The organism is Mycobacterium gordonae, assembly GCF_001417955.2.
GTDB classification, from domain to species: Bacteria; Actinomycetota; Actinomycetes; order Mycobacteriales; family Mycobacteriaceae; genus Mycobacterium; species Mycobacterium gordonae_B.
Genome location: NZ_LKTM01000267.1, coordinates 42,592 through 56,273 on the forward strand (window position 1 = coordinate 42,592; position 13,682 = coordinate 56,273).

At 67.1% G+C, this 13,682-nt stretch carries 11 protein-coding genes; 10 read left to right on the plus strand and 1 reads right to left on the minus strand.

Annotation, left to right across the window (positions count from 1 at the left end):
- The first annotated feature begins 69 nt into the window (after window positions 1-69).
- Window positions 70-1,056, plus strand: a complete 987-nt coding sequence (locus AO501_RS18935) for a PE family protein (protein WP_082658717.1) — start codon at window positions 70-72, stop codon at window positions 1,054-1,056.
- A gap of 188 nt (window positions 1,057-1,244) precedes the next feature.
- Window positions 1,245-2,039, plus strand: coding sequence for a PE family protein (locus AO501_RS18940; RefSeq protein WP_055579172.1), 795 nt, complete (start codon window positions 1,245-1,247; stop codon window positions 2,037-2,039).
- A 6-nt stretch (window positions 2,040-2,045) separates the two neighbouring features.
- Here AO501_RS18940 and AO501_RS18945 read toward each other — a convergent pair whose 3' ends face one another.
- Complete coding sequence (locus AO501_RS18945; protein ID WP_055579173.1) at window positions 2,046-3,089, minus strand: oxygenase MpaB family protein; 1,044 nt, start codon at window positions 3,087-3,089, stop codon at window positions 2,046-2,048.
- A 358-nt stretch (window positions 3,090-3,447) separates the two neighbouring features.
- Between AO501_RS18945 and AO501_RS18950 the strand changes: the two genes are divergently transcribed.
- From AO501_RS18950 to AO501_RS18985, 8 genes are all read left to right on the plus strand, one after another.
- Entirely contained in the window at window positions 3,448-4,233 is a 786-nt protein-coding gene (locus tag AO501_RS18950; RefSeq protein WP_371935011.1) for an adenylate/guanylate cyclase domain-containing protein, read from the plus strand.
- An 8-nt stretch (window positions 4,234-4,241) separates the two neighbouring features.
- Window positions 4,242-5,030, plus strand: a complete 789-nt coding sequence (locus tag AO501_RS18955; RefSeq protein ID WP_055579188.1) for a rhomboid-like protein — start codon at window positions 4,242-4,244, stop codon at window positions 5,028-5,030.
- Window positions 5,031-5,184: 154 nt separating this feature from the next.
- Entirely contained in the window at window positions 5,185-6,756 is a 1,572-nt protein-coding gene (locus AO501_RS18960; protein WP_055579174.1) for a PE domain-containing protein, read from the plus strand.
- Between the two features lie 163 nt (window positions 6,757-6,919).
- Window positions 6,920-7,963 carry a phenylalanine--tRNA ligase subunit alpha gene (pheS, locus tag AO501_RS18965; RefSeq protein WP_055579175.1) on the plus strand — a complete coding sequence of 348 codons (1,044 nt, stop codon included), beginning with the start codon at window positions 6,920-6,922 and terminating at the stop codon, window positions 7,961-7,963.
- Window positions 7,963-10,449, plus strand: coding sequence for a phenylalanine--tRNA ligase subunit beta (gene pheT / locus AO501_RS18970; protein WP_055579176.1), 2,487 nt, complete (start codon window positions 7,963-7,965; stop codon window positions 10,447-10,449). Before pheS ends, pheT begins: the two co-directional genes overlap by 1 nt.
- 170 nt (window positions 10,450-10,619) lie before the next feature.
- Window positions 10,620-11,306 (plus strand): GTP cyclohydrolase I, encoded by a 687-nt coding sequence (gene folE / locus AO501_RS18975; RefSeq protein WP_055579177.1) that lies wholly within the window; start codon window positions 10,620-10,622, stop codon window positions 11,304-11,306.
- A 248-nt stretch (window positions 11,307-11,554) separates the two neighbouring features.
- Complete coding sequence (locus AO501_RS40260; RefSeq protein WP_055579178.1) at window positions 11,555-13,006, plus strand: PE family protein; 1,452 nt, start codon at window positions 11,555-11,557, stop codon at window positions 13,004-13,006.
- Window positions 13,007-13,149: 143 nt separating this feature from the next.
- Window positions 13,150-13,682: PE family protein (locus tag AO501_RS18985; RefSeq protein WP_156452675.1), on the plus strand; the 533-nt coding region annotated here is incomplete at its 3' end.

Consider the following 13,682-nt stretch of genomic DNA (forward strand, 5'->3'; position numbering starts at 1 on the left):
GACTGTTACTATTCGGCTCTCGTCTAATAGCCGGGATCGGGGTCGGTGGGTCTCCGTAAGGGGGAATTCATGTCTGTTCTCAGCATTGTTCCGGACGCCGTAGCAACGGCAAGTAGCAACTTAGAAAGTGTGGGGTCTGCGCTGCGCAGCGCAAGCGATGCGGCGGTGCGCCGCACCACCGCGATCGCACCTCCGGCCGCGGACGAAATTTCGTCGGCGATCACGCGGCTATTCGGATCGCATGGCCAGGAATTCGCCGCAGTCAATGCTAGGGCCTCGGCTTTCCACGCCGAATTCGTGAAACTGCTGAACGGTGGAGCGCTGCAGTATGTGAACGCCGAGATCGCCAATGCTCAACAGACTTTGAGTAGCCTGCTCGGCGGCGCCTCGGTGGTCAACCCGGCCGAGGCCATCAGCCAAACCAGCTCGATCAGTACCCCGTTCGGCCCGATCGCGATCACGCAGACCTTCGATACTCCGGCATCCGGCAATGGTCCGCTGAGCGCATCCATCAGTGCCGTCACTCCGCTGGGTCCCGTGTCGTTCGCCATCAACGGCGCAGTCTCCACCGTGGCCAGCCCCGCTTCGGTCGTGTCGACACTCGGCCTCACCGGCGGGACGGTCGGATTCCCCACCCCGCTGCGCCTCCTCGTCGGCGCTGCGGGTCCGGTAGTCACCGGTGGGTACTCGCTGTTCAACAGCTATAACGCGGTTACCTCGGCGATGACCGGCGGAAACGTCCTCGGAGCGGCCACCGCCTTCTTCTCCGCGCCGTTCGAATGGACGAAGGCCGTGCTGTTCGGGCATCAGACGGTCACCTTGCCTTTGGGGCAGCTCGCGGCGAGCGGACCAGACATCAGCCTGGGCATCCCGTTCGGCGGGCTCCTGGCCCCTTCGGCGCCGCTCACGATGTCCATACCCCAATACAGCATCACCGATGCGAGCGCCGTACCCTCCATCACGCAAACGTGGACCGGTTCGAATTTCGCCTTCGGTGGTTCACAGTTCGGCGGTCTCGGTACCGAATTATTGAAGGCAATCGGTCTGCCGCTGTAACCTGTCGGCGCGTTGCGAGAACAGCGTCAAGCGCTTGGTTTTCGTCTGCGATAGCAAATCATTTGCATGACGACATTTCTCCCCGACATGCGAATTCGGTCAGCCGCCGTTTGACATCCCACTGTTAGTATTCGTCTCGCGTCAAATAAACGGGCTGGTGTCGAAAGACTGTCGGGGCAGGGGTAGCTATGTCGCAATTAATCGTGGTGCCGGAATTGTTGAAGACAGCCAGCGGGTGCCTGGAAACGATGGGTGACGGACTGCGAACTGCGAATGCCGCGGCGGCCGCCCGGACAACCGCAATCGCGGCCCCGGCACTCGATGAGATCTCGACGGCCATCGCAGCGCTACTCGGCAAACACGGCCGGCAATTCCAAGCCCTGAGCGCCCAGACCGCGGCCTACCATGACACTTTCGTCAACTTGCTCAATGGCGGTGCCGCGCAGTACCTGAGCGCCGAATTCGCCAACGTACAGCGGACTCTGGCGCATGCTGGGACCCTTGGCGCGGCCGAGGCCAGCCCGTTGGACACTTTCATCAGCCTCACCACGGTGAGCCAGAGCTCCAATTACGGCCCGTTGCAGGTTTCTTCGAGCTTCGGCCTGGGCGGCCTGTACCAATCCGCGATCCTCAACGGCCCTCTGGGTCAGGTGGGCGCGTTCTCGCTGAGCGCGGCGCCGATCATCCCCGCCGACCTGAACAGTGTCGGCGGGTTCGCCGCCAATGTGACCGGGACCGTGAACACGGCGTTCGGCCCCGTCACATGGATGTCGGCGGGTGGCAACCTGTTCGTCTCGCCGACCGGAGTTTTCACCGGATCACTGAACGGGCCCACGCCGCTGGGTCCGGTGGCGATAACGGTGAACGGAACCGTGCCCACCGTCACCGGGGGTTCGATCACGGCGCTGGGCTGGGAGTTCTACTACCAGGGCAACCAATTCGGTTTCGTCCCGCGGTTCCTGCAGCCACTCGGCGTGATCTAGCAGGTCTCAAGCCGCCCGGCTGCGTCCGCGCGCCGGCCGCAGCCCGGCGATCGACAGCGTGCCGTGTACCAGCGCTCCGGCCCGCTCCATGATCAGGCGTGCGGGCTCAAGCGGGGAGCGGGGCTTAGGCGGGAAGTAGTGCATGGGTAGCCCACGGCGGTCCCGGGGTGGCGCCATGAACGCGGGCGCCTCGACCAACGGTGCGTCACCGCTGATTCGGCCCTCCGCGCGGCGGTAGGCGGCCAACGCGCGGGGATGCAACCGGATCTCGTCGGGCACCGCGAGGAACGCCAGCTCCACCAGCTTGCCGAAGGCGCGCAGCAGTATCTCGTCGCCCGGGGTCCAGCGCATGCCGGCCTTCTCGCGCACCGCGGGCTCGAACAGGCCGGCCGCGATCCAGCGCTGACCCGCAACCATCGGCTTGAACAGCTGGTCCCAGACCGCAGTGGGCATCAGGACGAACTTCGGCTTGGGGATCCGGATCTGGAAGATGTCCAGGACCGCCTGGTTGATCTCCAGCTCCTCGCGCCCGACCCGCTCCCAGTACTCCTGGAATTCCTCCCACGACTTGGGTACCGGCCGCATGCTCATCCCATACATCCGGTACCACTGCACGTGCTCGTCGAACAGCTGACGCTTCTCGGCTTCGGTCAGGCCGCCACAGAAATACTCCGCGACCTTGATGACGAGCATGAAAAACGTCGCGTGCGCCCAGTAGAACGTCTCCGGGTTGAGCGCGTGGTAGCGCCGGCCCGCGCCGTCGGTTCCTTTGATGGTGCGGTGATAGCTCTTGATCTGCTGGCCGGTTTGGGCCGCCCGGTCGCCGTCGTAGACCACGCCCATGATCGGGTAGACGGACCGGGCCACGCGCTGCAGCGGTTCACGCAGCAGGATGGAGTGCTCCTCGACCCCGGCTCCGAGTTCGGGATACATGTTCTGGATCGCGCCGATCCAGATGCCCATCATCCCGGTACGCAGGTCGCCGAAATATTTCCAGGTCAGCGAGTCGGGCCCGAGGGGGTCAGTCGCAGTCGTAGATGTAGCGGTCATCACGGCCTCCCGAGCGCCTTATTTGCGCTCACGATAAACGCTGACAACATGCGTTGTCTAGCACCTCCACATATGCGTCGCGCCTGTGTTACGGACCCTCCACAGCACTGCCGCACTCCCGTGATCAGCGCGTTTGCGGCGACGTGTGACACAAGTGGCGTGGGCCTCGTTGCCTGGCTCAGTCCGGAGCACCTACCCTTGCCGAGTGGAGGTCGGGTCTGGCGAAGCGGAGTCCGGCGTGCCCGATGAGACCGCGACAGCGGTGGCCGAAGGCGGTACCACTCCCGGTGCCACTGCGGATGCCGCTCCCCGGCGTTCCCCGGGTAAATGGCTCAGCAACACCAACCACAGCCCGGGCCTGGTGGATTTCGTGAAGCGGGCACGACGCGTGCTACCGGGGGATCCCGAGTTCGGTGATCCCTTGTCGACCGCCGGGGAGGGCGGTCCGCGAGCCGCCGCGCGAGCCGCCGACCGGCTGTTGGGCGATCGCGACGCGGCATCACGAGAGGTCAGCCTGGGGGTGCTACAGGTGTGGCAGGCGATGACCGAGGCCGTCTCCCGTAAGCCGGCAAACCCCGAGGTGACGCTGGTGTTCACCGATCTGGTGGGTTTCTCCACCTGGTCGCTGCAAGCCGGGGACGACGCCGCCCTCACGCTGCTGCGTCAGGTCGCCAGGGCGGTCGAGTCTCCGCTGCTGGACGCCGGCGGGCATATCGTCAAGCGAATGGGCGACGGCATCATGGCGGTCTTTCGTCGTCCCGGAGTTGCGGTCAAGGCCGTCCTGGCCGCCCAGGAGGCGATCAAATCGGTTGAGGTGCAGGGCTATCGGCCGCGGATGCGGGTGGGGATCCACACCGGCCGACCGCAGCGGCTGGGTGCGGACTGGCTGGGTGTCGATGTGAACATCGCGGCACGGGTCATGGAGCGCGCCACGAAAGGCGGCGTGATGATCTCGGGCCCGACGCTGGACCTCATTCCGCAGAGCGATCTGGACGCGATGGGCGTCACCGCCAAGCGGGCGCGCCGACCGATGTTCGCCAGCAAGCTCACCGGCATTCCGCCAGATCTGGCTATTTATCGCCTGAAAACTCACAAAGAGTTGTCAACCAGCGATAACACAAATGAGACAAACGTCCATGCATAGTGGAAGTGATGCTTTCTAACGTTTTCACCGGGTTGTCGCGCGTCCGCTTCACAGTGGGCTACGTGGCGGCTCTGTTCGCCGTCAGCACGACGATGCTGATGCTCAGCCCGCAGGCCCATGACCGCGTGATCCGGCACGCCAGCACCAACCTGCACAATTTGTCGCACGGCAGGCTCGGCACCCTGGTCGGCAGCGCCTTCGTCGTCGAGGCGGGGCCGTTGTGGTTCTGGCTGCCCTTCCTGACCTGCCTGCTGGTGCTGGCCGAACTGCACCTGCGCACCCTCCGACTGCTGGTGGCGTTTCTGGTCGGCCATGTGGGTGCCACGCTGGTGGTCGCGGCGGCCCTGGCGACGGCTGTGAAGATGGGCTGGATGCCGTGGTCGATCACCCACGCCAGCGATGTCGGGATGAGCTATGGAGCGCTGGCGGCGCTCGGCGCGTTGACCGCCACGATCCCACGGTCCCTGCGATCAGCATGGATCGGCTGGTGGATCTCGGTGAGCGTGTTCGCCGCGATCATCGGCGGCGAATTCACCAACGCCGGTCACGCCGTCGCGGTCACCCTCGGTGTCCTGGTGTCGCTGCGCTTCCGCGCCCCAATCCACTGGACACCGGCGCGACTGCTCATGCTGCTCGGGTCGGCGGGGTTCGGCTTCCTGATGCTGGCGCACAGCATGTGGGGCATGGCCGGTGGCGTCGTGTTCGGCCTGTCGGGGGCGCTGGTGGCGCACCTCCTGACGAGGCGTTCGGGTCGCGCCGTCGCTCCCGTTCCGGAGCTCGAGCCCTCAGCAAACTAGAATCGGCTTCTGTTTCGAGGCGTGGAGGAGTCTGAGGTCGCCGAGGATCAGCTTTTGAACAGCGCTTTCGCCCACGACCTCGGCCGGAGCGATTGAAAAATGCCTGCGTAAGTGGCAACGTAACCCCGGCGCACAGAACCGACCGGAGGATGCCATGTCGTTTGTGATAGCCGATCCGGAGATGCTGCTGGCTGCCGCATCTGACCTGGAAGGGATCCGTTCCGGACTGGTCATGGCCAACGTGACGACCGGTCCCGCGACGGCACTCGCGCCGGCGGCCGCCGACGAGGTGTCCGCGGCCGTTGCGGGAATGTTCGGTGCCTACGGTCGGGAATACCGCGCGCTGAGCGTCCAGGTGGAGGCTTATCACGCCCGGTTTGTGCAGGCGCTGGCGGCGGGTGCGAATTCGTTCGCGACCGCCGAGGCGGCGAACACCTCGATTCTGCAGTCCCTCGAAGAGCAGCTGCTCAGAGTTGTGAACGCGCCCACCCAGTTGCTGTTGGGCCGCCCGTTGATCGGCGACGGCGCCGACGCTTCGGTGGCCGGAGGACGCGGCGGCGACGGCGGGTTGCTGTTCGGAAATGGCGGCCGCGGGGCGGCCGGTGCCGGTGGCCAGGCCGGGGGTGCCGGTGGGGACGCCGGGTTGTTCGGAAACGGTGGTGCCGGCGGGAACGGCGGCACCGGCGCGCCCGGTGGTGCCGGCGGGCGGGCCGGACTGCTGTTGGGCCGGCCCGGAATCGCCGGGCTCCCCGGTAGCATCGCGCCGCCGACACCGGTCGGCACGGGTGTGTTCTCGCCCTATGTCGACATGACGCTGTGGCCGCAGTTCGACTTCACGGGCGCGAGCCGGATCGGCAGCATCGAAGACGTCACGTTGGGCTTCATCACCGCCAACTCCGCAGGCCAGCCCGCCTGGGGAGGCTTCGACGCGTACACCATCGGCAACGGCGCCGGGGTGCCGAGCGGCAACCTGCTCTTCCAGATCAACAGCCAGATGGACGCCATGCGCGCCGCGGGGATCAATGCCACCATCTCGTTCGGCGGCGCGGCCAACCAGGAACTCGCGCTGACCGGCGGGACAGCCGCCGAGCTGGCCGCGAAGTACACATCGGTGATGAACGCGTACGGAATTCACAAGCTGGACTTCGATATCGAAGGTGCGGCGCTGGGCGACACCGCCTCGCTCAAACTTCGTTCGCAGGCGATCGCATCACTGCAGACCACCGGAATCGCCGCTGGCAAGCCGGTGGATGTCTCGTTCACGCTCCCGGTGATGCCGACGGGCCTGACCGCCGACGGCCTGCGGGCCGTTCAGATCGCCGTCGACAACCACGTGCAGATCAGCCACGTGAACATCATGGCGATGGACTACTACGACCCGTCCTTGCCGTACGCCGGAAAGATGGGGGACTACGCGATTCAGGCGGCCACCGCCGTCCACGGCCAATTGGCGACGTTGTACCCGTCCAAGACCAGCGCGCAGATCTGGTCAATGGTCGACGTGACCCCGATGATCGGCGTCAACGACGACCCAGCCGAGATCTTCAGCCTGGCCGACGCCCAGAAGCTCACCACCTTCGCCGAGCAGAACAACCTCGGTGGCCTGCACATGTGGTCGGCGAACCGCGACTTCCCGGGCGCCCCGGGTGTGTTGACGAATGTCAGCAGTGGAGTGGCGCAGAACCCGTGGCAGTTCTCGCAGACTTTCGAGCAATTCGACTCCTGAGCTTTCCGTGATCCGGGACACAACCCGCCATGACTTATGATCGGCAGTTGCGTCATACCCGTGCCTTGACCCTTCCCGCCGACCACGCGGGCCGCGCTCGAGCTCATCGCGCGGGGTAGAGGCCGGACAGCCCTACCAGCCTCAGCAAGGAGAGTGCCGCCGCGTGGGTGATCAACCCGTCGACCTGTCGCCGGAAGCCCTGGCCGAGGCGGTCGAGGCTGCCCAGCGGGCCATCGCGGCCGCCGGCAGTCTGGATGCGCTCGCGCACACCAAGACCGAATTCCTCGGCGACCGTTCTCCGCTGGCGCTGGCGCGACAGGCGCTGGGCAGCCTGCCCAAGGAGCAGCGCGCCGACGCCGGCAAGCGGGTCAATGTCGCCCGTGGCGAAGCCCAGCGCAGCTACGACGAGCGCCTGGCGACACTGCGTGCCGAGCGTGACGCGGCAGTCTTGGTGGCCGAGCGCATCGACGTGACGCTGCCCTCGACCCGGCAGCCAGTCGGCGCGCGGCACCCCATCACGATGCTGGCCGAGCACATCGCCGACACCTTCATCGCAATGGGGTGGGAACTCGCCGAGGGCCCCGAGGTGGAAACCGAGCAGTTCAACTTCGATGCCCTCAACTTCCCGCCCGATCACCCGGCGCGCAGCGAACAGGACACCTTCTACATCGCCCCGGAGGACTCGCGGCAACTCCTGCGCACCCACACCTCGCCGGTGCAGGTACGGACCCTGCTCGAGCGCGAGCTGCCCGTCTACATCATCTCCATCGGCCGGACGTTCCGCACCGACGAACTCGACGCCACCCACACACCCGTCTTCCACCAGGTCGAGGGGTTGGCCGTGGACCGGGGGCTGACGATGGCGCATCTGCGCGGCACCCTCGACGCGTTCGCCCGCGCCGAATTCGGGCCGCTGGCGCGCACCCGGATGCGCCCGCACTTCTTCCCGTTCACCGAGCCGTCGGCCGAGGTGGACGTCTGGTTCGAGGGCAAGAAGGGCGGCGCCGACTGGGTGGAGTGGGGTGGCTGCGGAATGGTGCACCCCAACGTCCTGCGGGCCGCCGGCATCGACCCGGAGGTCTACTCCGGCTTCGCCTTCGGGATGGGATTGGAACGAACCCTGCAGTTCCGCAACGGGATACCCGACATGCGGGACATGGTCGAAGGTGACATCCGGTTCTCGCTGCCGTTCGGGGTGGGGGCCTGATGCGCATTCCCTACAGCTGGCTGCGTGAGGTCGTCTCCGTCGGTGCGCCGGGTTGGGATGTCGGCCCCGGTGCGCTCGAGCAGGCCTTGGTGCGCATCGGTCACGAGGTGGAAGAGGTCGCCAGGCTCGGCCCGGTCGAGGGCCCGCTGGCCGTGGGCCGGGTGACCGAGATCGAGGAACTGAGCGGTTTCAAGAAACCCATCCGTGCCTGCCTGGTCGACGTCGGCAACCCCGAGCCACAGGAAATCGTCTGTGGCGCAACCAACTTCGCGGTCGGCGACATCGTGGTGGCGGCACTGCCCGGAGCCACCCTGCCCGGGGACTTCACCATCGCCGCGCGCAAGACCTACGGGCGCAACTCCAACGGGATGATCTGCTCTGCGGCCGAGCTCGGCCTGGGGGCTGATCATTCCGGGATCCTGGTGCTGCCGCCGGGCACCGCGGAACCCGGAGCCGACGCCGCGACGGTGCTGGGACTGGACGACGTGGTCTTCCACCTGGCCATCACCCCCGATCGCGGCTACGGCCTGTCGGTGCGGGGGCTGGCGCGCGAGATCGCCTGCGCCTTCGACCTCGACTTCGTCGATCCCGCTGTCGTGGAGCCATTGCCGGCCCAGGGTGAGGCGTGGCCGCTGACGGTGGACCCCGCGACCGGGGTGCGCCGGTTCGCGCTGCGCCCCGTCACCGGGATCGATCCGGCGGCGGTGTCACCGTGGTGGTTGCAGCGCCGGCTGCTGCTGTGCGGCATCCGCGCCACCTCACCGGCCGTCGACGTCACCAACTACGTGATGCTTGAACTCGGCCACCCGATGCACGCCCACGACCGCTCCCGCATCGCCGGCGGCTTCCAGGTGCGCTTTGCGCGGCCCGGGGAGAAGGTCGTCACCCTCGACGACATCGAACGCAAGCTGGAACCGGTCGATGTGCTGATCGTCGACGACGTCGCGACCGCGGCCATCGGCGGCGTGATGGGTGCCGACAGCACCGAAGTGCGCGCCGACTCGACCGATGTGCTGCTCGAGGCCGCCGTCTGGGATCCGGCTGCGATCTCGCGAACCCAACGACGTCTGCACCTGCCCAGCGAGGCGGCGCGCCGCTACGAGCGCGCCGTCGACCCGGCCATCTCGGTAGCCGTGCTCGACCGGTGCGCCAGGTTGCTCGTCGACATCGCCGGGGGAGTCGCCGAACCCGCCCTGACCGACTGGCGGGGTGACGCGCCGCGGGAGGACTGGTCGCCGCCGGCGATCGAGATTTCTGCTGACCTGCCGGACCGCATCGCCGGCGTCGCCTATCCGCCCGGCACCACCGCGCGGCGCCTCACGCAGGTCGGCGCAAGGGTGCGCCAGGACGGCGGCACGCTGACCGTCACGCCGCCGAGTTGGCGTCCCGACCTGCGCCAACCCGCCGACCTGGTCGAAGAGGTGCTCCGGCTCGAGGGTCTCGAGGCGATCCCGTCGGTGCTGCCGTCGGCACCTGCGGGGCGCGGACTCACCGCCACCCAGCTCCGGCGACGCGCGATCGGCAAGTCGCTGGCCCTGTCCGGTTACGTCGAGATCCTTCCCACGCCCTTCCTGCCGGCCGGCGTGTTCGATCTGTGGGGACTGCCGGCCGAGGATCCGCGGCGCAGCACCACCCACGTCATCAACCCACTGGAGGCCGACCGCCCGCAGCTGGCCACCACACTGTTGCCGGCCCTGTTGGAAGCCTTGCACCGCAACGTTTCCCGGGGCCTGGCCGACGTCGCACTGTTCGCCGTCGCGCAGGTGGTGCAACCTACCGAGCAGACCCGTGCCGTCGAGCTCATCCCGGTCCACCGGCGTCCCACCGACGCCGAGATCGCCACGCTGGATGCATCGTTGCCCCGCCAACCGCAGCACGTCGCCGCGGTGCTCGCGGGGTTGCGCGAGCCGCGCGGTCCCTGGGGGCCGGGCCGGGCCGTGGAGGCCGCGGATGCATTCGAGGCGGTGAGGATCATCGCGCGCGCCAGTGGCGTGGACATCACGCTGCAAGCCGCCCAATACCTGCCGTGGCATCCGGGCCGGTGCGCTGAGGTCCTCGCCGCCGGCACCGTCGTCGGGTATGCGGGACAACTGCACCCGGCCGTCATCGAACGCGCCGGGCTGCCGAAGGGGACGTGCGCAGTCGAGCTGAACCTTGACGCCATTCCTGTCGGCGGGGTGCTGCCCGCGCCGCGGGTGTCGCCTTTCCCGGCCGTATTCCAGGACGTCAGCCTGGTGGTGGCGCAGGACGTCCCCGCCCGAGCGGTCGAGGACGCCGTGCGCGAAGGAGCCGGCGAACTGCTCGAACACCTGCAACTGTTCGATGTCTTCGTCGGCCCGCGGATCGGCGAGGATCGTAAGTCGCTGACGTTCGCGCTGCGGTTCCGGGCGCCGGATCGCACCCTCACCGAGGACGATGCCACCGCGGCCCGTGATGCCGCGGTGCGGTGTGCGGCGGAGCGGGTGGGGGCCGAGCTTCGTAGCTGAGCATCGCTCCCGGGTGGATGACCAGCACATATTGGACTGTCATCGTTGAAATCAGTGCAGGTGGCGCGGAAATTCCGGGGGTTGTGCCCGGGCTCAACAGCTGCGTAAATTTATCTCGTCAGTTTGCTGAGAGATCCCCCGCTTTCCGGCGCCGTCGGCGAGGAGCCCGCATGACGAACGTGGCCAGTCAACCGGACAACGTCATCGAGATGGCCGCCGGGGGGACGATTCCGAGCCTGGCCAACCGTTGGTTCGAAATGCCGACCCGGGACATCTCCGAGGTGCAGTGGGAGCGTTTCCGGTCCTCGATCGCCGAGATCTTCACCGCGTTCGGGATGGACCTGCAGACGCCGGGCACTCGGGAGACTCCGCAGCGGTTTCTGAAGGCGCTCTACGACATCACCGCCGGCTACGACGGCGACCCGAAGCTTGCGACGAGTTTTCCCACCGAGCACGGCGAGTCCGGGGAAGCCGCGCCCTCGCAGGTGATCGAGGGGCCGATCGACTTCAACTGCCTCTGCGAGCATCACGCCCTGCCGTTCTTCGGGACCGCGTTCATCGGTTACATCGCGGGCGACCAGATCATCGGTATCTCGAAGTTGACGCGGCTCGTTCGGCTGTTCGCGCGCCGGTTCACGGTTCAGGAGCGGCTGGGTGAGCAGATTGCCGACGGCCTGATCGCGCTGATCAACCCGCGCGGCGTGGCTGTGCACCTGGAAGCCGCGCATCTCTGCACCCACCTTCGGGGCGTCGAGGAGCATTCGCGGACGACCACGACGGCCTGGCGCGGGGAGTTCGCGGACGCCGATCTGCGCCGCGAGTTCCTCGCCGAGGTGCGTTCGCTGCGCCGCGGATAGCGGGTTCCCTGCGGCCGTCCGCGAGGCTCGTGGCCGGTCGATTCGCGGGTGGCCGTATGACAAAAATAGATGCAATCAATCGCATCTGGTGATCATGCCTGGTCGCGTCCCGTAGGCTTCCTGCCTGCTGACTTGCGGGATGCTGCCAGTCGGCTGAGCCTTTTGCACATGCGTGCGATATCGGTTTGAATTCATCTCTGCGGCGGCAGATGACCGCCGGTCACTATCGGGGTAGTGGAGGAGAAGATATGTCGTACGTGTTTGCGGCTCCGGAGTTGGTCGAGGCCGCGGCCCAGAATCTGGCGGGGATCAGTTCAGCGTTGGGCCAGGCGACGACGGCGGCTGCGGGTCCCACGACGTCGGTGCTGGCGGCCGGCGCTGACGAGGTCTCGGCGGCGATTGCGCAACTGTTCGGGACGCACGGCCAGGAATTCCAGGCCATCAGTGCACAGGCCACGGCGTTCCACGACGAGTTCGTCGGACTGCTCAATGCCGGCGCGGGCGCCTATGCGAGTGCCGAGGCCGCCGGCGCGCAGACGCTGGCCGGTACGAGCCTCGCCGGTTTCGCCGATGCGGTGGCCAGTCCCTACCAGACACTGTTCGCCAACACGGCCGGCAACGTGCAGGCGCTGAGCGCCGCGCTGGCCGCGAACCCGACGCCGGTGCTGAGCCAGCTGGCCAACAACCTTTCCGGTTACGGGCCGCAGATCGTCACTGGATTCGCGAACGCGCCGGCCAGCATCGAGGCCGGCTTGAACGCGCTTTCGTCGCTCAACCCGGTGGCCGCGCTGCAGGGGATCGTCAACCAGCAGATCGGCTTCACCCAAGTGGTCGCCACGTCGCTGCAGAACGCCGGACACGACCTCGTCGCCGGATTCAGCGCGCTGCCGTCCAGCTTCCAGGCCGCATCTCAGGCGTTTGCCGTCGGTGATGTCACCGGGGGCCTGGAACTGATCGGCGGAGGATTCCTGAACCCATTCTTCTCGGGATTCAACACGGTGACCGGAGCTGACGGTGTCGTCACGGTGACGCCCACCGGCGCGATCGGGGATCTGCTGCCCATCGTTGCCATCCCCGGGCAGATGGCACAGAACTTCACCGATCTGCTGCCGTTGGGTTCCGTTCCGGCTCAGGTGGCACAGCACTTCACCAACCTGGTGGACACGCTGACGGACACCGGCGTCACGTCGACCGTCGGATTGATCGTCGATCCCAACGGCCCGTTCGGCCTCGGGGTGACGATCGACGCTCACATGGGGTTGCCACTGGCACTGGGGATCGAAGCGTTAGGCGCACCCGCCAATGGACTGAACGCTCTGGGGGCCAGTGCAACGACATTCGTCAACGCAGTTCAGAGTGAAGATCCGTTCGGCGCCGCGAGCGCTCTGTTCGGTGCGCCCGCAGCCGTCACGGACGGCTTCCTCAACGGTCAGATGACTTTGCCTATCACCATCGAAGCCCTGGGCGCCCCCACCACCCTCAACCTTCCGCTGAGCGGGCTTCTCGTTCCTGCGGCTCCGTACACCGCGGTCGTAGATGCCAGCGGGCTGCTAGGGGTTCCGGGGCTGACGTTCAATTCGACCGTGACGGGCACCCCCATCGGTGGCTTGATTCCAGGCTTGCTGGACTTCCTGCCCCGGAGCCTCGCTGCCGCACTCGGTGCTCCGGCTCCGGTGATCCCACCGCTGTCGCCGATATAGCCGCCAGGCAAGGCAGCGGCATCCCGGCGCCAGAATGTATTTTTAGCCGGTTTTGCCACGTGTACACGCACCTCCGACTTAGGCTCCCTCATGCCCTGATGAACGTCAGGTGAACTCCGCAACGGAGCGAGGGGAGCCCGCACATGTCGTACCTGGTTGCTACGCCGGACTTGGTCACCGCGGCCGCGGACAATTTATCGGGCATACGCACGGCACTGGGTGCCGCCGCGTCGGCGGCGGCGGGCCCCACGACCGGATTGGCTGTTGCTGCGGGCGACGAGATCTCGGCGGCCATCTCGCAATTGTTCGGCAGCTACGGGGAGCAGTTCCAAGCGCTCAACAGGCAGGCGACCGCATTTCACGCGGAGTTCGTGAGTTTGCTGAACGGCGGCGCGGCGGCGTACGCCGCGGCCGAAGCCGCCAACTCATCGCCCTTGCAAGCGGTGCTCGACGCGGTGAACGCGCCGACCCAGACGCTGCTGGGACGCCCCCTGATCGGCAACGGTGCCAACGGCCAGGACGGAACCGGGGCAAACCCGGGGACCAACGGCGCGCCCGGCGGCATCCTGTACGGCAACGGGGGTAACGGCGGTGCCGGTGGACCCACCGGCGGTGCGGGCGGTGCCGGCGGGGCGGCCGGGCTGATCGGCAACGGCGGGATTGGCGGTGCCGGCGG